This window comes from Kribbella sp. NBC_00662, assembly GCF_041430295.1.
Lineage (GTDB): Bacteria > Actinomycetota > Actinomycetes > Propionibacteriales > Kribbellaceae > Kribbella.
Genome location: NZ_CP109029.1, coordinates 4292859 through 4314955 on the forward strand (window position 1 = coordinate 4292859; position 22097 = coordinate 4314955).

General features: G+C 67.0%; 20 protein-coding genes. 17 read left to right on the forward strand and 3 right to left on the reverse strand.

Going from position 1 to position 22097, the window contains the following annotated elements:
- Positions 1–27 precede the first annotated feature (27 nt).
- Together OHA10_RS21620 and OHA10_RS21625 are read right to left on the reverse strand one after the other, a co-directional pair.
- Entirely contained in the window at positions 28–1581 is a 1554-nt protein-coding gene (locus tag OHA10_RS21620) for a phytoene desaturase family protein (protein WP_371400568.1), read from the reverse strand.
- Between the two features lie 6 nt (positions 1582–1587).
- Entirely contained in the window at positions 1588–2265 is a 678-nt protein-coding gene (locus OHA10_RS21625; protein ID WP_371400569.1) for a GAF and ANTAR domain-containing protein, read from the reverse strand.
- 54 nt (positions 2266–2319) lie between these two features.
- On the opposite strand from OHA10_RS21625, the gene OHA10_RS21630 reads away from it, so the two are divergent.
- The 9 genes from OHA10_RS21630 to OHA10_RS21670 all read left to right on the forward strand — a co-directional run bounded on the left by OHA10_RS21630 (position 2320) and on the right by OHA10_RS21670 (position 13055).
- On the forward strand, positions 2320–2817 hold the full coding sequence (locus OHA10_RS21630; RefSeq protein ID WP_371400570.1) for an SRPBCC family protein: 498 nt from the start codon (positions 2320–2322) through the stop codon (positions 2815–2817).
- Between the two features lie 592 nt (positions 2818–3409).
- Positions 3410–4534, forward strand: coding sequence for a multiple monosaccharide ABC transporter substrate-binding protein (gene chvE / locus OHA10_RS21635; protein ID WP_371400571.1), 1125 nt, complete (start codon positions 3410–3412; stop codon positions 4532–4534).
- A 79-nt stretch (positions 4535–4613) separates the two neighbouring features.
- Positions 4614–6152 (forward strand): multiple monosaccharide ABC transporter ATP-binding protein, encoded by a 1539-nt coding sequence (gene mmsA / locus OHA10_RS21640; RefSeq protein ID WP_371400572.1) that lies wholly within the window; start codon positions 4614–4616, stop codon positions 6150–6152.
- Positions 6149–7399 (forward strand): multiple monosaccharide ABC transporter permease, encoded by a 1251-nt coding sequence (gene mmsB / locus OHA10_RS21645; RefSeq protein ID WP_371400573.1) that lies wholly within the window; start codon positions 6149–6151, stop codon positions 7397–7399. The genes mmsA and mmsB overlap by 4 nt, the downstream gene beginning before the upstream one ends.
- Before the next feature lie 32 nt (positions 7400–7431).
- On the forward strand, positions 7432–8469 hold the full coding sequence (locus OHA10_RS21650; protein WP_371400574.1) for a LacI family DNA-binding transcriptional regulator: 1038 nt from the start codon (positions 7432–7434) through the stop codon (positions 8467–8469).
- Positions 8470–8537: 68 nt separating this feature from the next.
- A complete protein-coding gene (araB, locus tag OHA10_RS21655) occupies positions 8538–10202 on the forward strand; it encodes a ribulokinase (RefSeq protein WP_371400575.1) in 1665 nt (554 codons plus the stop codon).
- Positions 10199–10876: an L-ribulose-5-phosphate 4-epimerase gene (locus tag OHA10_RS21660; RefSeq protein WP_371400576.1), complete on the forward strand. Its 678-nt coding sequence runs from the start codon at positions 10199–10201 to the stop codon at positions 10874–10876. Before araB ends, OHA10_RS21660 begins: the two co-directional genes overlap by 4 nt.
- Positions 10873–12414, forward strand: a complete 1542-nt coding sequence (gene araA, locus OHA10_RS21665) for an L-arabinose isomerase (RefSeq protein WP_371400577.1) — start codon at positions 10873–10875, stop codon at positions 12412–12414. Before OHA10_RS21660 ends, araA begins: the two co-directional genes overlap by 4 nt.
- Positions 12414–13055, forward strand: coding sequence for a class II aldolase/adducin family protein (locus OHA10_RS21670; RefSeq protein WP_371400578.1), 642 nt, complete (start codon positions 12414–12416; stop codon positions 13053–13055). The genes araA and OHA10_RS21670 overlap by 1 nt, the downstream gene beginning before the upstream one ends.
- A 22-nt stretch (positions 13056–13077) precedes the next feature.
- Here OHA10_RS21670 and OHA10_RS21675 read toward each other — a convergent pair whose 3' ends face one another.
- Positions 13078–13848: an IclR family transcriptional regulator gene (locus OHA10_RS21675; protein ID WP_371400579.1), complete on the reverse strand. Its 771-nt coding sequence runs from the start codon at positions 13846–13848 to the stop codon at positions 13078–13080.
- A gap of 220 nt (positions 13849–14068) precedes the next feature.
- On the opposite strand from OHA10_RS21675, the gene OHA10_RS21680 reads away from it, so the two are divergent.
- The 8 genes from OHA10_RS21680 to OHA10_RS21715 are packed head-to-tail and all read left to right on the forward strand — an operon-like array spanning position 14069 to position 21980.
- Positions 14069–15472, forward strand: coding sequence for an extracellular solute-binding protein (locus OHA10_RS21680; RefSeq protein WP_371400580.1), 1404 nt, complete (start codon positions 14069–14071; stop codon positions 15470–15472).
- A complete protein-coding gene (locus OHA10_RS21685; RefSeq protein ID WP_371400581.1) occupies positions 15469–16413 on the forward strand; it encodes a carbohydrate ABC transporter permease in 945 nt (314 codons plus the stop codon). Before OHA10_RS21680 ends, OHA10_RS21685 begins: the two co-directional genes overlap by 4 nt.
- Positions 16410–17240, forward strand: a complete 831-nt coding sequence (locus tag OHA10_RS21690; RefSeq protein WP_371400582.1) for a carbohydrate ABC transporter permease — start codon at positions 16410–16412, stop codon at positions 17238–17240. The genes OHA10_RS21685 and OHA10_RS21690 overlap by 4 nt, the downstream gene beginning before the upstream one ends.
- 9 nt (positions 17241–17249) lie before the next feature.
- On the forward strand, positions 17250–17696 hold the full coding sequence (locus tag OHA10_RS21695; RefSeq protein WP_371400583.1) for a Rieske (2Fe-2S) protein: 447 nt from the start codon (positions 17250–17252) through the stop codon (positions 17694–17696).
- Between the two features lie 10 nt (positions 17697–17706).
- Positions 17707–18660, forward strand: a complete 954-nt coding sequence (locus OHA10_RS21700; RefSeq protein ID WP_371400584.1) for a 2Fe-2S iron-sulfur cluster-binding protein — start codon at positions 17707–17709, stop codon at positions 18658–18660.
- A gap of 15 nt (positions 18661–18675) precedes the next feature.
- Positions 18676–19770: an amidohydrolase family protein gene (locus OHA10_RS21705; RefSeq protein ID WP_371400585.1), complete on the forward strand. Its 1095-nt coding sequence runs from the start codon at positions 18676–18678 to the stop codon at positions 19768–19770.
- A 9-nt stretch (positions 19771–19779) separates the two neighbouring features.
- The gene (locus tag OHA10_RS21710; RefSeq protein WP_371400586.1) at positions 19780–20895 is read left to right on the forward strand and encodes an amidohydrolase family protein; all 1116 of its coding nucleotides are present in this window, start codon (positions 19780–19782) and stop codon (positions 20893–20895) included.
- The gene (locus OHA10_RS21715) at positions 20892–21980 is read left to right on the forward strand and encodes a mandelate racemase/muconate lactonizing enzyme family protein (RefSeq protein ID WP_371400587.1); all 1089 of its coding nucleotides are present in this window, start codon (positions 20892–20894) and stop codon (positions 21978–21980) included. The genes OHA10_RS21710 and OHA10_RS21715 overlap by 4 nt, the downstream gene beginning before the upstream one ends.
- The last annotated feature ends 117 nt before the right edge of the window (positions 21981–22097 follow it).

The window sequence follows — 22097 nt, forward strand, 5'->3', positions numbered from 1 at the left end:
GTGGTGACCGGAGCCTTGCCTGCGTCGTTAGTGGGAGTGGAAGAGGGCCGCGCGGGCGGCGTTGGAGCCGCAGGCGCCGTGTACGCCGCCGCCGGGGTGAGCGGAGGCCGACGCGAGGTACAGCGACTTGATCGCTGTCTCGGCTCGGCCGAGACCAGGCATCGGTCTGAGGACCAGTTCTTGTCGCAGGCTCGAGGTCCCGCCGTTGACGGCGCCGCCGACCAGGTTGGCGTCGCGTCGCTCGAGCTCCAGCGGGCTGAGGATCCGGCGTGCGGTGATCTTGCCGGTGAAGCCCGGGGCGTACTCCTCGACCCGTGCCTCGATCCGGTCGGCCATCGCCTCGGCGTCGGCAGCATCCCATCGCCCGGTGAGCTCGCCGCCGGCGTCACCGCGGGTCTGCTGCGGCACATGCGTGTAGGCCCAGGCGGCCTCCGTTCCGGCCGGGGAACGGCTCGGGTCGGCGGTTGTCATCTGCCCCATCAACAGGAACGGCCGGTCGGGGATCACCCCTGCGGCCAGCTGGCCGGACCACCGGCGGAGATCATCGACCGAGTCGGCGAGATGGGCGGTGCCAGGGGACAGAGCCGGCACATCGCGCCACGGGATCGGTGAGCTCAGCGCCCAGTCGACCTTGATCGTGGCGGGGTCCCACTTGAAGAACCGCAACCGTTGCAGCACGTGGGACGGCAGGTCCTGCCGAGGGATCAGGTGGCAGTAGAGGGCTGGTGCCGACACGTCCGCGAGTACGGCCCGGCGGGCGTCGTACTGCGTGCCGTCGACGGTCCGTACTCCGACAGCTCGCCGGTCCTCGACGACGATCCGGTCGACCTGGGCCTCGCACACGATCGTGCCGCCGTGATCCGTGAAGCGGTCGGCGAGCGCCTGTGACAGTCGTCCGGCGCCACCTCGGGGGACGGGATATCCGTACTGCTGCGCGATCATCACCAGCAGCCAGCCCATCAGCCCCGAGCCCATCGCGGTCGGCGCGATGTCCGCGTGCTGCGAGTTGGTTGCCATCAGCAACTTCGCCGCCTCGCCCGCGAACCGTCGGTCACCGACTGTGCGAACCGGGGCGGCCAGAAGCTGCAGTCGTTTCAGTCCGCGCGGACCGAGCAGATGGCGGAGCAGATCGATACCGGCGCGAACAGGCGGGAACGGCGTGAGCAACGCGTCGATGACTGCCGGGCCGACGCGCTGCCAGTCGGCGTACAGATCCAGCCAGGCCTGTCCGTCGCCCGCAGCCTGAACGTCGAGGGCGGCGGCGGTGTCAGCAGGATCAGGGTGGACGAGCGCCCAACCTCCGGTGCGCAACGGATTGCCGACGGGAGCCGGCGCGTTGGACCACTCCAGGCCGTAGGCGTCGAGACCCAGATTCCGGATCGTGGGCGAGACCGCCGCCAGCGGGTAGAACGAGCTGAAGGTGTCGTGCACGAACGACGGATCGATCTCGGTCGAACTGCGGACCGCGCCGCCGATCGCGTCGTTGGCTTCCAGCAGTACGACGTCCCAGCCGGCGTCGGCAAGCAGGTTGGCCGCAACCAACCCGTTCGGACCCGCACCGACGACTACCGCATCGCTCACAGTCGCTCAGTTGCCTTTGGTGAAGGTTGCGTTGAGATCCTCGGCGATCTTGCGCAGTTTGACATTGCCGTCCTGGGAGAGCCGGGTGAGGAACGCGAACGCGCGCTGATCGGTGAGTTTGTAGCGCTCCATCACGATGCCGACGGCCTGGCCGATGGTGGTCCGGGTCCGGACCGCTTCCTGGAGGCTCTGGATCTCCCGCGCGTAGTCGATCACCGCGGCGGACTGGTGCGCGAACAACTGGCCCAGGGCGCCGAAGTCGTCGAAGGAGCCGACGTGTCGTGAGTACAGGTTGAGTGCGCCCTGCGACTTGGGCGCATTGAACAGCTGGATACCGGCCTGTGCCCGGACGCCGGCGGCCACCGCCACGGCTGCATAGCGGACGAATCGTGTGTCTGTTGCCATGTCGGGCGAGCTGACATGCACGGCGTCGGTGGCGGCTTCGTAGCAGGGACCCTCCTGCAACTCGTACTGCGCCGCGTCGAGTCCCAACAGCATGTCGTCCGTCGGCGCCGCAGTCTCCAGCCGGCCATCGGCATGCCGAACGGTGATGCTGGCGTAGTCGACATCGGGCAGTACTTCGACAGCGGCCGCGGTGATCCGACTCAGTGTATGGTCCAGGTCACCAGGAGTCAGCGACTTCGAGAGTCGGAGTGCTGTTTCGATCAAGCGTTGCTCGTCCACGCTCGTTCGGTACCCGTTTCGGTGCTGGAGGATGCTCGTGGGTACCGATCGAATATGAGTGAGAACGAGTGGGTTGTACGGGCTTCGGCGGCGGATGTGTTCGCGGTGCTCGGCGATGGATCGTCGTACGCCGGGTGGGTCGTCGGTGCGGCGCGCGTCCGGTCGGTCGATGACGGGTTCCCGGCGATCGGGACGAGTCTTCACCACTCGGTCGGTGTCTGGCCGTTCTTGCTGAACGACGTGACCACGGTGGAAGATTTCGAGCCGGACCACCGATTGGTGATCAAGGTGCGGGCGTGGCCGGCCGGTGCCGGCCGGGTCGAGTTCGTCGCCACCGCCCGCCCTGACGGCTGCCTGCTGGTGATGCGTGAACAGGCCGTCGAAGGCCCCGCGAACCGGCTCCCGAGCGCAGTAGTCGACCCGGTCCTGCACTGGCGCAACTCCGAGACACTACGCCGCCTCGCCTACCTGGCCGAATCACGCGCCGCCCTGCGCGAGCCGCAGTCCGCCGCCACGTACCCGACCGACGGCATCCGCACGCCGGGGAACTGATCGACGACGACATCAGCCGCCCGTGCGCCACAGCCGGGTGCGGCACCCTCCTGCCGTACTCGGCGACGCGGCGTACGGCCTGCCGATGCAGCCGTCGGACCCCTGCGAACGGTTGCCTAGCACAACGACATGCGCGATCCCGGTTGCGGAACCACACGCCGAGGTCCCGAGCCGCAACGCCGACGAGGAGCGCCGTTCCAGGGCTTGGGGATACGTCGTGGGTTACGCGCGTGCCGCCCGCCGGATGAGGTTGGCGACCTCGCTCGGTGTGGTGAGCTTTTTTCGGTTGTTAGCGTGCTCAATGGCGGGTGAAGGCTCAGTTCTGTCCTCCCGGCAATCGCGTCGAATCGGTCGACGGTCTTCAGGATGCAAAATGGCGTGCGGGTGAAGTCCTGTCAGGTAAGGGGTTTCCTCGGTGCGCCCGCCAGAGATGCACCGATTGCCGTTATCAGACCGTGACGCGCGGGTGGGTTGTCCACGCCTTGACCAGCCTTGGTGTTGGGTCCAGCATGTGAGCGCTAACAATCGAGCGGGGCTGTGATGTGGGAGGGACAGCTATGCGGGAAGGGAAGAGCCTGTGAAGAAGAGGTTTGTGGCCACTGTGTGTGGCGCCCTGCTGCTGCTCGGCCTCGCGGCGTGCGGCGGGCAAGGGGCGGGCGGAACCACTGACACTGCCAGTCAGGAGCCCAAGGATCTGTCCATCGGCGTATCGATGCCGACGCAGACGTCCGAGCGCTGGATCGCGGACGGCAAGGCGGTGAAGGAGAAACTCGAGGCGAAGGGCTACAAGGTCGATCTGCAGTACGCGAACGACGACATCCCGACCCAGTCCCAGCAGGTCGACCAGATGATCACCCAGGGCGCCGACGTGCTGATCATCGCCGCGATCGACGGCACGGCACTCAGCAGCCAGTTGCAGGCGGCGGCCGACAAGAAGATCCCGGTGATCGCGTACGACCGGTTGATCCGCGGCAGCAAGAACGTGGACTTCTACGTCAGCTTCGACAACTACAAGGTCGGCGTCGCCCAGGCCAAGGCGCTTCTTCGCGGGATGGGTCTGGAGAACGCGGACGGTTCGAAGGGCGCCAAGACCGGGCCGTTCAACATCGAGCTCTTCGCCGGGTCGCTCGACGACAACAACACCCACTTCTTCTTCACCGGCGCGATGGACACGCTGAAGCCGTACGTCGACAGCGGCGCGCTGGTCGTCAAGTCGAAGCAGACCAAGATGGAGCAGGTCGCGACACTGCGGTGGCTGCAGGAGACGGCGCAGAAGCGGATGGAGGACCTGCTGACCTCGAGCTACAACGACGGCGCCAAGGTCGACGGCGTCCTCTCGCCGTACGACGGCATCTCGCGCGGCATCATCACCGCGTTGCAGAACGCGGGCTACGGCACCGCGGCCAAGCCGATGCCGGTGATCACCGGTCAGGACGCGGAGATCGCGTCGGTCAAGCTGATCAACACCGGTGTGCAGAGCTCGACGATCTTCAAGGACACCAGGCTGCTGGCCGAGCAGGCCGTCAACGCCTCGGTGGCGTTCCTGGAGAAGAAGGAGCCGGAGTCCAACGACACCAAGTCGTACGAGAACGGCGTGAAGGTCGTCCCGGCGTACCTGCTGCCGATCCAGACCGTCTTCAAGCCCGACATCCAGAAGCAGCTCGTCGACTCCGGCTACTACACGGCCGCCGAGGTCGCTGCCGGTCAGGCGAAATGACCTTCGGCCGGGCCCGGCGCCACATTCCGCCGGGCCCGGCCGCGAGGTGGGTGGACGGTCCGGTCGCGAAGGAGGCCCGATGAACGACGTCCTGCTCGAGATGCGGGGCATCACCAAGCGTTTCCCCGGTGTGACGGCTCTCGAGGACGTCTCGCTCGCGGTCCGGCGCGGGGAGATCCACGCGATCTGCGGCGAGAACGGCGCCGGCAAGTCGACGTTGATGAAGGTGCTGTCGGGTGTCTACCCGACCGGGAGTTACGACGGCGAGATCAGGCTGGACGGTGCGCCCGTCCAGTTCGCCGGTATCCGCGGCAGTGAAGCGGTCGGCATCGTCATCATCCATCAGGAGCTGGCGCTGGTGCCGTACCTGTCGATCGCGGAGAACATCTTTCTCGGCAACGAGCGTCGCGGGCGCGGCGGGCTGATCGACTGGAACCGGGCCAACGCCGAGGCGCGTGAGCTGCTGACGTCGGTCGGACTCGACGAGAACCCGGTCTCGCCGGTGATCCAGCTCGGTGTCGGCAAGCAGCAACTGGTCGAGATCGCGAAGGCACTGTCGAAAGATGTCCGGTTGCTGATTCTCGACGAGCCGACGGCCGCGCTCAACGACGTCGACTCGGCCCATCTGCTCAACCTGCTCCGGCAGCTGCGGGACCGCGGGATCACCTGCATCATGATCTCCCACAAGCTGAGCGAGATCACCGCCATCGCCGACACCACCACCGTGATCCGCGACGGCCGCACGGTCGAGACCCTCGACATGACCTCGGGGGAGGTCACCCAGGAGCGGATCATCCGCGGCATGGTCGGCCGCGACCTCGACAGCTTCTATCCGGACCGGGTCTCCGAGCCGGGACCGGAAGTCCTGCGGATCGAGGACTGGACGGTGTGGCATCCGGTCCAGCAGCGGTTGGTCGTCGACGGCGCTTCCCTCAGCGTGCGGGCCGGCGAGGTCGTCGGCATCGCCGGACTGATGGGCGCGGGACGGACCGAACTCGCGATGAGCGTCTTCGGACGCGCGTACGGACGCAACATCAGCGGCCGCCTGTTCATGCACGGCAAGGAGATCCGGGCCCGGACCGTGGCCGAGGCGATCTCGAACGGCATCGCCTATGCCACCGAGGATCGCAAGCGGTACGGCCTGAACCTGATCGCCGATGTCCGGGCCAACGTCTCCGCCGCCGCGCTCGGCAAGCTGGCGCGTGGCGGTTGGATCAACGGCAACGAGGAGATCAAGGTCGCCGAGCAGGGCCGGCGGGAGATGAACATCAAGACGCGCACCGTGCTGGACACCGTCGGCACCTTGTCCGGCGGGAACCAGCAGAAGGTCGTGCTGTCCAAATGGCTGTTCACGGATCCGGAGGTGCTGATCCTGGACGAGCCGACGCGCGGTATCGACGTCGGGGCCAAGTTCGAGATCTACACGATCATCAACCGCCTTGTGGCACAGGGGAAGGCGGTCATCGTCATCTCCTCCGAGCTCCCCGAACTGCTCGGGATGTGCGACCGGATCTACACCTTGTCGGCCGGCCGGATCACCGGCGAGCTGCCGGTGGCCGAGGCGACCCAGGAAAACCTCATGGCGCTCATGACGAAGGAGAAGGAGCTCGCCGGATGACCAGCACCAAACCTTCCGCACCGACCGAACCGGCCGCGGCGGACAGTGTCTCCGCCGCCGCGCTGCACACCGGCAGCAGCGATCCGCTCACGCTGATCAAGCGCAACCTGCGGCAGAGCGGTATCTACATCGCGTTCGTCGTGATCGTGGCGCTGTTCGCCTTCCTGACCGACGGTGTCCTGCTCAGCCCGGGCAACATCACCAACATCGTGCTGCAGTACTCCTACATCCTGGTGCTGGCGATCGGCATGGTGATCCTGATCATCGCCGGTCACATCGATCTGTCGGTCGGGTCGATCGTCGCGTTGACGGGCGCGGTGTCGGCCGTACTGGTCATCCAGCACGGACAGCCGTGGTGGATCGGCGTGGTGGCTGCCGTGGTGGTCGGGACCGCGGTCGGCGCCTGGCACGGCTTCTGGGTGGCGTACGTCGGCATGCCGGCGTTCATCGTGACGCTCGCCGGGATGTTGCTGTTCCGGGGCCTGACGTTGCAGGTGCTGGACAACGTGTCGTTGTCGCCGTTCCCGGCCGAATACCAGAAGGTCGCCAGCGGATTCCTGAACGGCTTGATGGGCGGGTACGGCTACGACGCCTTCACGCTGCTCATCGCGGGGATCGCGGTCGCCGGATATGCGGTCGGTGTGTTCCGCACCCGGTTGGCTCGGATCCGCTACGAGCAGTCGGTGGAGTCGTTCCCGCTGTTCGTCACTCGCGTGCTGGTGGTCGCGGCGGTGGTCATGTACTTCGCCTGGCAACTGGCGCACGCCCGTGGTCTGCCGATCGTCCTGATCATTCTGGCCGTCCTCGTGGTCGCCTACGGACTGATGACGAACAACACCGTCTTCGGCCGTCAGGTCTACGCCATCGGCGGCAACCTGTCCGCCGCGATGCTGTCCGGTGTGAAGGTCCGGAAGGTCAACTTCTGGATCTTCGTCAACATGGGATTCCTGGCCGGCATCGCCGGCGTCATCTACTCGTCGCGGTCCAACGGTGCCCAGCCCGCTGCCGGGAACATGTTCGAACTCGACGCGATCGCGGCGGCCTTCATCGGCGGTGCGGCGGTCGCGGGCGGTGTCGGGACCGTGGTCGGCGCGATGGTCGGCGGTCTGATCATGGCAGTGATGAGCAACGGTATGCAGCTGATGGGTGTCGACCAGTCGACCCAGTCCGTCGTGAAGGGCCTGGTCCTGCTGCTGGCTGTTGCCTTCGACATCTACAACAAACGCCGCGCCGGGGCCGCCCGCTGACGGTGCGGGCGGAGCGTACCTACTATTTCCTCATGGCGAGAGCGAGCGAAGGTGCGGGACGGGCTCCTTCGATGACGGATGTGGCCGCCGCGGCCGGCGTCTCGCACCAGACCGTGTCCCGGGTGCTGAACGGGTCGGAGCTGGTTCGGGACGAGACGCGGGCCCGCGTGCTCGCGGCGATCGCGGAGCTGGGCTACCGGCGCAACAACGCGGCCCGGCTGCTCGTGACGAACAGGTCGCACCGCATCGGGATGATCTCGGCCCATCTGGTTCTCCACGGGCCCAGCATGATCGCTGTCTCGGTTCAGGACGCCGGCCACAAAGCCGGGTACGACGTCTCACTCGTGGCAGTCCAGGACTTCTCGTCGCAGTCGCTCCGGGAGGCTGTCGGCCGCCTGCTCGACGAGGCCGTCGAGGCGATCGTCGTCGCCGTTGCCCATCGTCATGCACTCGAGCAGGTCAGCTCTCTCGAGGTGCCCGTGCCGGTGATCGTCGTCCAGGGCGTGAGCGAAGGACAGCCGATGGCGGTCGGGATCGAGCAGGAGATAGGCGCCCGCTTGGCGGTCGAGCATCTGCTCGACCTCGGGCACCGTCATGTCGCCCATGTCACCGGCCCGCTGGAGTGGGTGGAAGCCGCCCAACGGCGCGCGGGCTGGCAACATGCGCACGAGGACCGGCACGTTCTGCCGGGACCGGAGCTCGCCGGTGACTGGTCGCCGGAGAGCGGTTACGCGGCGGGTCTGCGGATCGCCGAGGACCCCGATGTGACTGCGGTCTTCGCGGCCAACGACGGAATGGCCATGGGCCTGATGTACGCCTTGCACGAGAAGGGCCGCGACGTGCCCGGCGAGATCAGTGTGGTCGGATTCGACAACGTGCCCGAGGCGCCGTACGTCTGGCCGGCGCTGACCACGGTCAACCAGGAGTTCTCCCTGCTCGGCCGGCGCGCAGTCGAGCTGACCCTGCAGGCGCTTGCCGGGGACCCGGATCCGTCGACCCAGCTGATCCGTCCCGAGCTGGTCCTCCGCGACTCCACGGCCGCGCCGCGTCCGGTCGTCCGCGAGCGCTAACATCCGCCGTCCAATCCTTGACCTCCGTCCTTGACAGCGAAGAATGTTAACGCTCACAATTTCGTCTCATGAGCCCTGCCGAACAGTTCGTTGTCGGCGTCGACTTCGGGACGCTGTCCGGTCGCGCCGTCGTCGTCCGGGTCTCCGACGGGGCCGAGCTCGGCACGGCTGTGCACGAGTACGCGCACGCGGTGATCGACGAGCAGCTCCCCACGACCGGCCGGCGGCTGCCGCCGGAGTGGGCGCTGCAGGTCCCCGACGACTACCGCGAGGTACTGCGGACCGCCGTACCGGCCGCCGTCGCCGCGGCGGGGATCGATCCGGCGCGAGTGATCGGAATCGCTACCGACTTCACCGCCTGCACGATGGTGCCGTGCCTGAGCGACGGCACCCCGCTGAACGAAGTCGACGGGCTGGCGGATCGGCCGCACGCCTACATCAAGCTCTGGAAACACCACGCGGCCCAGCCGCAGGCCGATCGCATCAACGAGCTGGCGCGTGAGCGGGGCGAGACCTGGTTGCCGCGGTACGGCGGGCTGATCTCGTCGGAGTGGGAGTTCGCGAAGGCGTTGCAGCTGTTCGAGGAGGACCGCCGGCTCTACGACCGGATGGAGCGCTGGGTCGAGGCGGCCGACTGGATCGTGTGGCAGTTGTGCGGACGCTACGTCCGCAACGCCTGCACGGCCGGTTACAAGGGCATTCTCCAGGACGGCCGCTACCCGTCGGCTGACTTCCTCGAGGGCCTCGCGCCCGGCTTCGGGACCTTCGTCGCCGACAAGCTCGAGCACCCGGTCGGTCAGCTCGGCTCCGCGGCCGGCACGCTGACCGCCGAGGCGTCGGAATGGACCGGTCTACCGACAGGTATCGCGGTCGCCGTCGGGAACGTCGACGCCCACGTGACAGCCCCGGCAGCGCAGGCCGTCGACCCGGGACAGATGGTCGCCATCATGGGTACGTCGACCTGTCACGTCATGAGCGCGGACGCGCTTCGTGAGGTCCCCGGCATGTGCGGTGTCGTCGACGGCGGCATCATCGCGGGACGCTGGGGCTACGAGGCCGGCCAGAGCGGAGTCGGCGACATCTTCGGCTGGTTCGTCGACAACGCCGTACCGCCGTCGTATCACGAAGCTGCGGCCGCGGCCGGGGAGTCGCTGCACGAGCACCTCACCAGGCTTGCCGCCGAGCAGGCTGTCGGCGAACACGGGCTCGTCGCGCTGGATTGGCACAGCGGCAACCGGTCGGTGCTCGTCGATCACGAGCTCTCCGGCCTGATCGTCGGCGAGACACTCGCGACCCGGCCCGAGGACGGCTACCGGGCGTTGCTCGAGGCAACGGCATTCGGCACGCGGGTGATCACCGAGACGTTCGACGACAGCGGCGTACCGGTGAAGGAGCTGATCATCGCCGGCGGCCTGGCCAAGAACGCCCTGCTGATGCAGATCTACGCCGACGTGACCCGGCTTCCGCTCTCGATCATCGACTCCGAACAAGGACCGGCGCTCGGGTCGGCGATCCATGCCGCGGTCGCGGCCGGCGCCTATCCCGATGTCCCGACCGCGGCCAAGAACATGGGCAAGGTCAGGCGCGGCGTCCACCTCCCCGACGAGGAGCGGGCCAAAGCCTATGACCAGCTGTTCGATCTGTATCTCGAACTGCACGACTACTTCGGCCGGAACAGCAAGCTGATGCGCAAGCTGAAGGCGATCCGCCGTACGGCGCTGGAGGCCCGATGAGCGTGATCGCGGAAGTCGCCGACACCCTGACCCGGCTGCGATCCGAGGTGGCGAAGCTGCACGCGCATCTTCCGGCGTACGGGCTGGTGGTCTGGACGGCGGGCAACGTCTCCGCCCGGGTGCCCGGTCACGACCTGATGGTGATCAAGCCGAGCGGGGTCGCGTACGACGAGCTGACGCCGGCCAACATGGTCGTCTGCGATCTCCACGGCCGGGTCGTCGAGGGTGAGCACGCGCCGTCGTCGGACACCGAGGCGCAGGCGTACGTGTACCGGGAGCTGCCGCAGGTCGGCGGCGTGGTCCACACGCACTCGCCGTACGCCGTGGCCTGGGCCGCGCGAGGCGAGTCGATCCCGTGCGTCACGACGATGTGCGCCGACGAGTTCGGCGGCGCGATCCCGGTCGGGCCGTTCGCGATCATCGGCGACGACTCGATCGGTCGCGGCATCGTCGAGACGCTGCGCGACTCACGCTCGCCCGCGGTGCTGATGCAGAACCACGGCGTCTTCACGATCGGGCCGACCGCCAAGGCCGCGGTCAAGGCGGCGGTCATGTGCGAGGACGTCGCCCGCACCGTGCACCTCGCCCGCCAGCTCGGTGAGCCGATCCCGATCGAGCAGACCTACGTCGACCGCCTCTTCGACCGCTACCAGAACGTCTACGGACAACGATGACCAACGCACGGACCGGGAAGGACCACATGCCTGCGAACCCCACTCTGCGAGAGGTCTGGTTCCTCACCGGCAGCCAGGGCCTGTACGGTCCCGGCACCCTCGAGCAGGTCGCCGAACAGTCCCAGGCCGTCGCCAAGCGGCTCGCCGGCGCGAACCTGCCGGTGGAGATCGTCTGGAAGCCGGTGCTGCTCGACGCCGGCGCGATCCACCGGCAGATGCTCGAGGCGAACAGTGCGCCGGAATGCGTCGGCGTGATCGCCTGGATGCACACCTTCTCGCCCGCGAAGATGTGGATCGCCGGGCTCGATGCGCTGCGCAAGCCGTTGCTGCACCTGCACACGCAGGCGAACGTCGCGTTGCCGTGGGCAACGATCGATATGGACTTCATGAACCTCAACCAGGCCGCCCACGGCGACCGGGAGTTCGGCTACATCCAGTCCCGGCTGCAGGTGCCGCGCAAGACCGTCGCCGGGCACGTCGAGTCGCGCGACGTCCAGGAGCGGGTCGGGCACTGGGCCCGGGCCGCGCTCGGCGTCACGGAACTCCGCTCCCTCAAGCTCGCCCGGTTCGGTGACAACATGCGCGACGTCGCGGTCACCGAGGGAGACAAAGTCGAAGCGCAGCTCAGGTTCGGCGTATCGGTCAACACGTACAGCGTCAACGAGTTGGTCGAGGCTGTCGACGGTGTGCCCGACGGCGAGATCGACCCGCTCGTGCAGGAGTACGCCGACACGTACGCCGTCGCGCCCGAATTGCTGCCCGGCGGCGAACGCCACGAATCCCTGCGCTACGGCGCCCGGATCGAGCTCGGCCTGCGGTCGTTCCTGACCGAGGGCGGCTTCGGAGCATTCACCTCCAACTTCGAGGATCTCGGTGGCCTCCGTCAGCTGCCCGGCCTCGCCGTGCAGCGGTTGATGGCCGACGGGTACGGCTTCGGCGGCGAAGGCGACTGGAAGACCTCGGTACTGCTCCGGGCGAGCAAGGCGATGGCGGAAGGGCTGCCGGGCGGCACGTCGTTCATGGAGGACTACACGTACCACCTGGTGCCGGGGGAGGAGAAGATCCTCGGCGCGCACATGCTCGAGGTGTGTCCGTCGCTGACGTCGGCCCGCCCGTCGCTGGAGATCCATCCGCTCTCCATCGGCGGCCGCGAGGATCCCGTCCGGTTGCGCTTCACCGCCGATCCGGGTGCCGGTGTCGTCGTCGGGATCGCCGACCTGGGTGATCGCTTCCGCCTCACCGCGAACGTCGTACAGGTGGTCGAGCCGGACGAGGCACTGCCGCAGCTGCCGGTCGCGTGTGCCGTGTGGAAGCCCGAGCCGTCGCTGGCCACGTCCGCCGAGTCCTGGCTGACGGCCGGCGGACCTCATCACACCGTCCTGACGACGGCCCTCGACCGCGAGGTGTACGAGGACTTCGCCGACATGCTCTCCGTCGAGCTGGCCGTCATCGACGCATCGACCACCGTGCGCGAGTTCCAGCGGGAGCTGCACTGGAACGACGTCTACCATCGACTGACCAGGGCCGGGGCCCGCTGATGGTCGACGTCGGCGCAGCGGTCGAGGAGCTCCGCCGAACTGCCGACCACCTCCCGACCGCCCGGCTCCACCTGCTGAACACAGGCGTCATGTCCGCCCGCGTCCCGGGCGCCGACCTGATCGTGGTCAAGCCGCCCGGAGCTCCGATCGACCGCACGTTGGCGGGTTCGGTCGCGGTCACGGACCTGTCCGGGAAGATTCTCGACGGCGTGCTCGCGCCGTCCGCCGGGGGAGATGCCCACGCCGTCGTATATCGAGAACTGCCCGCGGTACGAAGCATCGTGAACACCCGATCGACACTCTCGCTCACCTGGGCGGCCCGAGGTGAGCCGATCCCGCACCTGCCGACGATCGCGAACGGATTCGACGGTCCGATCCTGGTCGGTCCGTACGTGCAGACCACCGGGGAGTCCGTCGGCCGGGGAATCGTCGACACCTTGAGCAGATCACCAGCCGTCCTGATGCCAGGCCAGGGCCTGTTCACCGTCGGCCCGGACGCCGCCGAGGCAGTCAGAGCAGCCCTCCTGCTGGAGCAGACGATCCGCTCGATCCACATAGCTCGCGAACTCGGCACGGCCGAGCCCGTCGATCCCCACGACCTCGCCTGGCTGAACCCGCCGCAGGCCTCCCATCCGGTGTAGTTCGTCCGCCGAGCCTGATAGGTCAGTCGAGGGCGCCGAGTAACTCCTCGGAGATCGCCCGTGCCTCGCTGAGCAGCAGCGGGACTGCTTGTTTGGCGAGTTCCGGAGTCATACGGAAAGACGGGCCGGAGACCGAGATCGCCATCGAGATCGGGATGTCGGGGATCGCGGCGGCGTAGCAGACGACGCCGCGTTCCTGTTCGCCGTTGTCCGTCGCGTAGCCGGTGCGGCGGATGCGATTCAGCTCCTTGCGGAGTTTGGTCAGGTCGGTGATGCTGCGCTCGGTCGCGGCCGGCATACCGGCCCGGCCGACGATGCGCGCCATCTCCTCGTCGGGCAGGTCCGCGAGAATCGCCTTCCCGACTCCGGTCAGATGGGTGTAGGCGCGGTGCCCGACCTCGGTGAACATCCGCATCGCATGCCTCGACGGCGACTGGGCGATGTAGACGACCATGTGTCCTTCGAGTACGGCGAGATTCGCCGACTCGCCGATCTCCCGCGCGAGCGTGTCCAGGTGCGGCGCGACGATCGGGGCGAGTTGGGAATCGACCCGGCCGGCCAGCCTCGTCAGCTTGAGCCCGAGTGCGTACTGACGGTTCGGCAGCTGGCGCACGTAGCCGAGCGAGACCAGCGTCTTGAGGAACCGATGCGTGGTCGGTGCCGGTACGTCGATCGCGGCCGAGAGCTCGGTCAGGGTCGAATCGCCGTTGTCGGCCAGTAGCTCGAGGAGATGGAACGCCCGTTCGACGGACTGGACACTCCCGGACGCCTTGTTCTCCACCGCATTCTCCACGGCGCCAGCATAAATGCGCGCTGCGCGCTGGCCAGGTCCGGTCATCCGGTTCCACATATCGGAAGTTAGCTTCCAGATAGTGTTGACAGCTCCCTCGTGCTGAGCCAACCTGATGCAACACCCCCAGACCGATAGCTCGCAGCTCTCACCGGCTCGTAGTACATCGGTGTAGAGAGCTCCTGCCGCCCGCCGGTCGAACCGCTTGCCGAGGGAGACACTCATGACTTCCGGCTCGTTGCTCACCCGTCGCCGATTACTCCAATCCGGACTTGGTCTGGCCGCTGCCGGCGTCGCCGGGACCTCGCTGGCCGCGTGCGGCGGCTCGTCCTCCGGTTCGCCCGCGGGCTGGACCGAGGTGACCTTCAGTTCCGTGGGCGATCCGACCACGCAGAAGATGTTCAAGGACATGATCGCGGCTGCTCAGAAGGAGAGCCTCGACGAACACAAGATCAAGATCGTCTGGAAACCCGCGCCGGGCGACGACTGGGCCAGCGTCATGCTCCAGTTCGCCTCGGGTACGACGGCCGACCTGCAGCGCATCGACGACGACCGGGTCTACGATCTGGCCACCAGCGGCAAGATCCTGCAGCTGGACAAGATGATGCAGGACAGCACCAACGGCTTCGACCTGACGAAGTACAGCCCGACGTTCACGACCAAGGTCGCGGTCGAGGGGTACCAGTTCTCCATCACACCCGGCATGAGCGCCAATGCGCTGTACTACAACAAGAAACTGTTCGCCGATGCCGGCCTCACGGCGCCCACCTCATGGGCCGACGCCTGGAGCTGGGACGAGTTCGACGACGCGGTCAAGAAGCTGACGAAGAAAAGCGGCAACCGGACCGATACCTACGGCCTGCAGTACGCCGTCAACACGATCCAGCCCACGGCGTACGGGGCCGGCGACACCGCGCTCTACAACAACCAGACCGAGTGCGGTTACGGCAAGCCGGAGACGCTGGACGCGATCGACAAGCAGATCTCCTACATTCGCGAGGGATACGCCCCGACCGTCGACGTCGAGTACCTGCCACTGTTCAACGCGGGCAAGCTCGCCATGACGTGGCAGGCGATGGACATCAGCGCGCAGATCAGCGACAGCGTCGACTGGGACGTGATGCCGTGGCCCAGGACGCCGCTGTTCGCGATGACGAAGAACTACGCCCGTACCTGGGTGATCCCGAAGACCGCGAAGGACCCACAGGCCGCATTCCTGGCGATGAAGGCGTTGTGTGGCAAGGCGGCATCGGAGGTCATGGCCAAGGCACAGTTCGCCGTACCGGCACTGACCGAGGTCGCCAAGAGCGCGGCGTTCACCGACCACCCGCGGCCGAAGACCGCGAACGTCTGGGCCGAGGCGCTCGGGAACGTGAACGGCAAGCCCGTCGACGTACCGTTCCCGCGCGGACCGATCGGTACGGCGCTGGCGGACTCGTTCGTCGAGGGCACCAACGCGAACAACCTGGTCAGCGGCAAGCTGGCCACCGCCGACTACCTCAAGCGCGGCCGGGATGCCGTCAATGCCGAGATCAAGAAGCGCGGCTGGAACGGGAGCAAGGGCAAGGAGTTGCTCGAGAAGGGAGGAGCGCTCACCGACCCCGACCTGAAGGTTGCGGCCAAGTGACGGCCGCACCGACGATCCAGGCGCCGGCGGCGACGACCGTCGACCAGCCCGACGTACGGCGGCGCGGGACGCGGCGGCGCAACCTCCGCGGCTGGATGTTCATCGGCCCGGTCGTGATCGGGACGCTGCTGTTCAACGTCATCCCGGTCCTGCCGACGCTGGTCACCAGCTTCACCGACTGGGACGGCCTGGCAGCACCGAAGTTCACCGGCGTGGCCAACTACAAGGAGATGTTCTCCGGGCAGGATCCGCTGTTCGGCAAGAGCCTGATCAACACCGCGATCTACACGATCGGGTATGTCCCGGTCGGGATCATCATCGGGATCGCGCTGGCGCTGCTCGTCAACAACCGGCTCCGCGGGATGGCCGTGATCCGGGCGCTGATCTTCCTGCCGTACGTGACGTCGCTGGTCGCCGTCGGCGTGATCAGCCGGTGGGTGTTCAGCGATCAGTACGGCGTCATCAACGCAGTACTGGCGTCGTTCGGTATCACCGGACCGCACTGGCTGGGTGAACCCGCGTCGGCGATGGCCGCGGTGATCGTGACGGCGGTCTGGGCGAACATGGGCTTCAACATGGTCATCGTGCTGGCCGGCCTGCAAGGCGTTCCGGAGACGTTGATCGAAGCGGCCACGCTCGACGGGGCCGGGCGGTTCTCCCGGTTCGTGCACGTGACGCTGCCGTTCCTCACCCCGACGATCTTCATGTTGCTGATCCTGCAGACGATCGGCTCGTTCCAGGTCTTCGCGCTCATCCTGGTGATGACGGGCGGCGGACCGGGCGACGGTACCTACGTCTACATCTACCACCTCTGGTACGAGGCGTTCTCGCTGCGGCGGATGGGTTATGCGTCGGCGCTGGCGATCGTGCTCTTCGCTGTACTGCTCGCGGTCACCTGGATCCAGAACCGCCTGTCGAAGAGGTGGGTGTTCTACCAATGAGAGGGCGGATCCTTGGATCGACGGCGACGTACGTCGTCTGCATCGTCGTCGCGTTGATCGCCATCGGCCCGTTCCTGTGGATGCTGTCGAGTTCGTTCAAGGAGCCGGGCGATGTGATCAGCCTGACCCCGCGGCTGCTTCCGAACCCGTTCACGTTCGAGAACTACGAGTACCTGGTCGACAACGGCGTGCTGCCGTTCATCCGGTTCCTCGGGAACAGCGCCTACATCACGGTGCTGGTGATCATCGGCCGGCTGATGGTCTGCGCACTGGGCGCCTACGGCTTCGCGAGATTGCAGTTCCGCGGGAGAGATGCCGCCTTCGGGCTGCTGCTCACGTCGCTGATGATCCCGGACATGCTGATGGTGCTGCCGCTGTATTCGGCGTACGTGAAGGCCGGCCTGATCGACACCCATTTCCCGCTGATCGTGCCGCCGATCGTGGCGAATACGTTCGGCACCTTCCTGCTTCGGCAGTTCTTCATGACGATCCCGAGGGAGTACGACGAGGCCGCGCTGGTCGACGGGGCGAGTCACTTCCGGATCTTCGTGAGCATCATCCTGCCGTTGTCGAAACCGGCCCTGGCCACGCTGGCGGTGCTGACCTTCGTGAACGTCTGGAACGACTTCTTCGGCCCGTTGGTCTACCTCAGCGATGTCAACAAGTTCACCGTCCCGGTCGGGCTGGCGTTCTTCCAGACGCAGGACAGCACGCAGTACGGCCCGCTGATGGCCGGGGCGACGCTGGCGATCATTCCGACCGTCATGGTCTTCGTCTTCGCGCAGAAGTACTTCACCCGCGGAATCTCGCTGACCGGAATCAAGTAAGGAGACAACGTGACCAAGTACGTGGTGGCTACCGTCGACGAGATTCCGCCCGGCTCCCGGAAGGTGGTCGAGATCGCCAAGCGGTCGATCGGCGTCTTCAACGTCAAGGGCAACTACTACGCGATCCGCAACCTGTGCCCGCACGGCGGTGGGCCGATGTGCGAGGGCGTGACCTCGGGGCTGGTCCGCTCGGACAAGCCGGGCAACTACGACTACATCATGCGCGGCGAGATCATCCGCTGCCCCTGGCACGGCTGGGAGTTCGAGATCGCCACCGGGCAGTCCTGGTTCGACCCCGCGAAGACGAAAGTGAAGGCGTACCAGACCGGGGTCGAATCCGGGGAGTCGCTGGCCAAGAACCCGGAGCTGTCCGCCGCCGGCTTCCAGCCGGGGCCGTACTCCGGCGAGACGTACGAGGTCGAGGTCGATCGCGACTATGTCATTGTCAATATCTGACGCCGCCGGGATGGTGGGTGAGACCACCATCGCGTTGCGGGTGCAGTCCACCAGGCAGGTGTCGGTCGGCGTGACGGAGGTCCTGCTCGTCGCCGACGACGGCTCGGAGCTGCCGTCGTGGGCCCCGGGCAGCCACATCGACGTGGAGATCCGTCCCGGGCTCGTTCGCCAGTACTCACTGTGCGGCGATCCCGGCGACCGTGGCCGCTGGCGCATCGCCGTACTGCGGGAGCCGGTGAGCCGTGGTGGCTCGATCGTGTTGTGCGAGCAGGTCCGGGCCGGCGACGTACTGACGGCCACCGGGCCGCGCAACCACTTCCCGCTGCACGAGTCCCCGCGCTACCTGTTCATTGCCGGCGGCATCGGAATCACGCCGATCATCCCGATGATCAAGGCCGCGCACGAAGCCGGCGCCGACTGGCGGCTGGTGTACGGCGGACGCACCGAGGCATCGATGGCCTATCGGGACGAGGTCGGGAGGATCGATCCCGCCCGCGTGCTCGAATGGCCGCAGGACCTGCACGGCCTGATCGAACTGGACCAGCTCCTGGCCGAACCGCAGCCCGGCACGTTGATCTACTGCTGCGGTCCCGAGCCGTTGATCGCGGCCGTCGAGGCGAGGAGTGCGCACTGGCCGCACAAGACCCTGCAGGTGGAACGGTTCGCGCCCCGGCCGCTGACCGACGCACCTCCGAACACGTCCTTCGAGATCCAACTCGTCGACAGCGACGAGGTGCTCGTCGTACCGCCGGACAGATCCATCCTCGAAGTCGTCGACGAGGCCGGGATCTTCGTCCTGTCGAACTGCGAGGAAGGCACCTGCGGGACCTGTCAGACGACTGTGCTGCAAGGTGTTCCCGACCATCGGGACTCCGTGCTCGACGAAGACGAACGCGCCGCGAACGACACGATGATGATCTGCGTGTCACGTGCGCTGTCGTCCCGACTGGTCCTCGACCTGTGAAAGGTGAGATCACACGTGGCTGTACAAGAACTCGAGAACTACGCCCGGCCCCAGCAATGGACCGGGCTCGACCTGGTCGACACCGACGTACATGTCAATCTCCCCGGCCTGAAGAACCTCTTCCCGTACCTCGAGGCGCGGTGGCGCGACTACATCACCGAGTCCGGGATGGGCGGACTGCCCTCGAACCTCTATCCGTCGAACGCACCCAATCTCTTCCTCGACGGCTCGCGGCCCGAGCAGGGCCCGGCCGGGTCCAGCCTCGAGCTTCTCCAGGGACAGCTGCTCGACCCGTGGCAGCTGGAGTACGCGATCCTCAACTGCACCTACGCCATCGATTCCATCCACAACGATGACCTGGCGGCTGCGCTCGCACGGGCGCTGAACCGCTGGCAGTTGCACGAGTTCCTGGAACAGGACCCGCGATTGCGCGGATCGGCCGTGCTGCCGCTGCAGAACCCGGAGTTCGCGGCGAAAGAGGTCGAGTGGGCGGCAGCACACGAGCAGTTCGTCCAAGTGACGGTCCCCTCGCGGAGCCGGGAGCCGCTCGGGCGCCGCGGGTTCTGGCCGATCTACCGCGCAGCCCAGCAAGCCGGCCTGGTGATCGGGGTGCAGGCGGGTGGGTCGAGCGGTAACCCGACGACGCCGATCGGCTGGGCGACGTACTTCGTCGAGGACTACGTGAACGTGCCGCTGGCCTTCCAGACGCAGCTGATGAGCTTCGTCACCGAAGGTGTGTTCGTCGAGTTCCCCGAGCTGAAGGTCGTCACGATCGAGGGCGGGTTCGCTTGGCTGCCGCCGATGATGTGGCGGTTCGACAAGGACTGGAAGGGGCTGCGCCGGGAGGTCCCGTGGGTGGAGCGTCCGCCGTCGGAGGTGATCCGCGACCACGTCCGGATGACGATCGCGCCGCTGGATCGGCCCGACACCCCGGAGCACCTGCTCGAGGTGATCGACCAGCTGCTCAGCGACGACATGTTGATGTTCTCCACCGACTACCCGCACGCGCATTTCGCGAACTCCGCCGATGCGCTGCCCGAGGGGATCCCCGGGGAGCTGCAGACCAAGATCATGTCCGGCAACGCGCACGCGACGTACCGGCTGCGATGAGGAGACGTCATGACACAGACGCAGACACAGACAGAGACCCGACCTGTTCGCCGGACCGCGGCGAAGCAGATGATCATCGACTGCGACATCCACAACGTGATGGCGCCCGGAGCGCTCGAACCGTACCTCTCGAACCGTTGGCTCAGGCATCTGAAGACGTTCGGCTCGCGGCAGCACAACGGGAACGTGTATCCGAAGGGCTCGCCGGCCAGGTACGACGCCTTCCCGCCGTCCGGGCTGCCCGCGGGGGCCGATCTGGGGTTCATGCAGAAACAGCATCTCGACGGGCTGAACGTCGAGTTCGGGATCCTCGGTCCGCTCAGCGGCTCCGGCAGTCAGCTCGATCCGGAGTTCTCCGCGGCGTTGTCGGCGGCAACCAATGACTGGCAGATCAAGGAGTGGCTGGAGCCGGAGCCGCGGCTGCGCTCGGGCATGATCGTGCCGGCCGAGCACAGCGAGCAGGCCGTCGCGGAGATCGAGCGGCTCGCCGGTCATCCGGGTTTCGTGCAGGTGCTGCTGGTTGCCCGCAGCGCGGCGCCACTCGGCGATCGCCGGTACTGGAAGATGTACGAGGCTGCCGCACGGCACGACCTGCCGATCGGGATCCATTACGGCGGCGGCGTTCGCGGCGTACCGATCAGCAGTGCGGGCTGGCCGTCGTTCTACCTGGAGGATCACGCCGGCATGTCCGCCGCGTTCCAGGCGCATGTGGCGAGCTTGATCTTCGGCGGGATCTTCGACCGGCTGCCGAACCTGCGCATCGCATTGATCGAGGGTGGGTTCGCCTGGCTGCCGTCACTGGCCTGGCGGATGGACACGCACTGGGAGCGCTTCCGCGCGGAGGTTCCCTCGGTACGGCGGCGGCCGTCGGAGTACGTGCGCGACCACTTCTGGGTGACGACCCAGCCGATCGAGGAACCGCATCGGCCCGCCGACCTCCAGAAGGTGTTCGACCACCTCGGCGGTAGCGACAAGGTGATGTTCTCCACCGATTATCCGCACTGGGACTTCGACCATCCCCAGCACGCCTTCAAGGTCAGGCTGTCAGCGGAGCAGCGGGACAACATCTACACGGAGAATGCCCGCGCGTTCTACAAGCTGCCGGCACGGGCGGAGTCGCTTTGACGAAGATCACGTCGATCGAGACGTTCGACGGCCACGGCTGCATCGTCCGCGTGCGGACCGACGACGGTCTGGAAGGCTACGGACAGACCGCGCACTCCGAGGCCCGGATCACCGGGGAGGTGCTGCACACACTGGTCGCGCGGAACTACCTGGGCCGCGACCCGTTCGATGTCATGACCCTGGCCGAGGAGTGCGCCCGGGCGGAGTACAAGTACTTCGGCAGCTTCCTCTTCCGGGCCTTGGCCGGTGTCGACACCGCGCTGTGGGACCTGGTCGGTAAGGCGAAGTCGCAACCGGTCTACCAGTTGCTCGGCGGAAAGTACCGCCCGTCGGTGCCGGTCTACGGTTCGGCGATGCGTCGCGACACGACGCCGGAGCAGGAGGTCGACCGGATGGTCCGCGCCGTCGCCGAGCACGGCTTCCGCGCGGTGAAGATCAAGATCGGCGAGCGCAACGGCCGCGATGCCGAGTCGCGCACCGGCCGCACCTGGCGCCTGGTCCCGTTGCTGCGCAAGGAGCTCGGTGACGACATCGAGCTCAGCGCGGACGCGAACGGCGCGTACTCGCCGGGCCAGGCTGTCCGGATCGGGCGGCTGCTCGAGGAGTACGACTACCTGCACTTCGAAGAGCCGGTGCCGTTCTGGGAGTACGAGAACACCAGGAGCGTCGCGGCGACTCTCGACATCCCCGTCGGGCTGGGCGAGCAGGAGTTCTCCGTCGACACCATGCGCCGGATCGTCCAGGACGGCACGGCAGACGTCATCCAGCCCGACGTCTGCTACATCGGCGGCATCACCCGCGCCCGCCAGGTCGCCGACCTGGCCAACCTGGCCGGGCTCCCGTGCGTGCCGCACTCGTCGGGCCGATCGCTGACGGCGATCTTCACCGCCCATCTGGTCACCGCGATGCCGGCCTGCAATCTCTTCCACGAGTGGACGATCGAGGACGCCTCGTCGATGCGGGTGTACGAGCCGTTCCCGGTCGCCCACGACGGCGAGGTCGTCCTTTCAGACGCCCCAGGCTGGGGCGTCGAGATCTCCGACTCCGTGTTGCAGCGCATGGAGCGAAGGGTTTCCAGTTCTTGATCGGAGTTACCACACGTCAAAGACGCCGAGTACGTCCTCCGCAACGATCAGTGTCTGGACCGCCGCGCCGAGGGCTGTGTCGTCGGCGATCGTGCGCTCGGCACTCGTTCGGGTGGT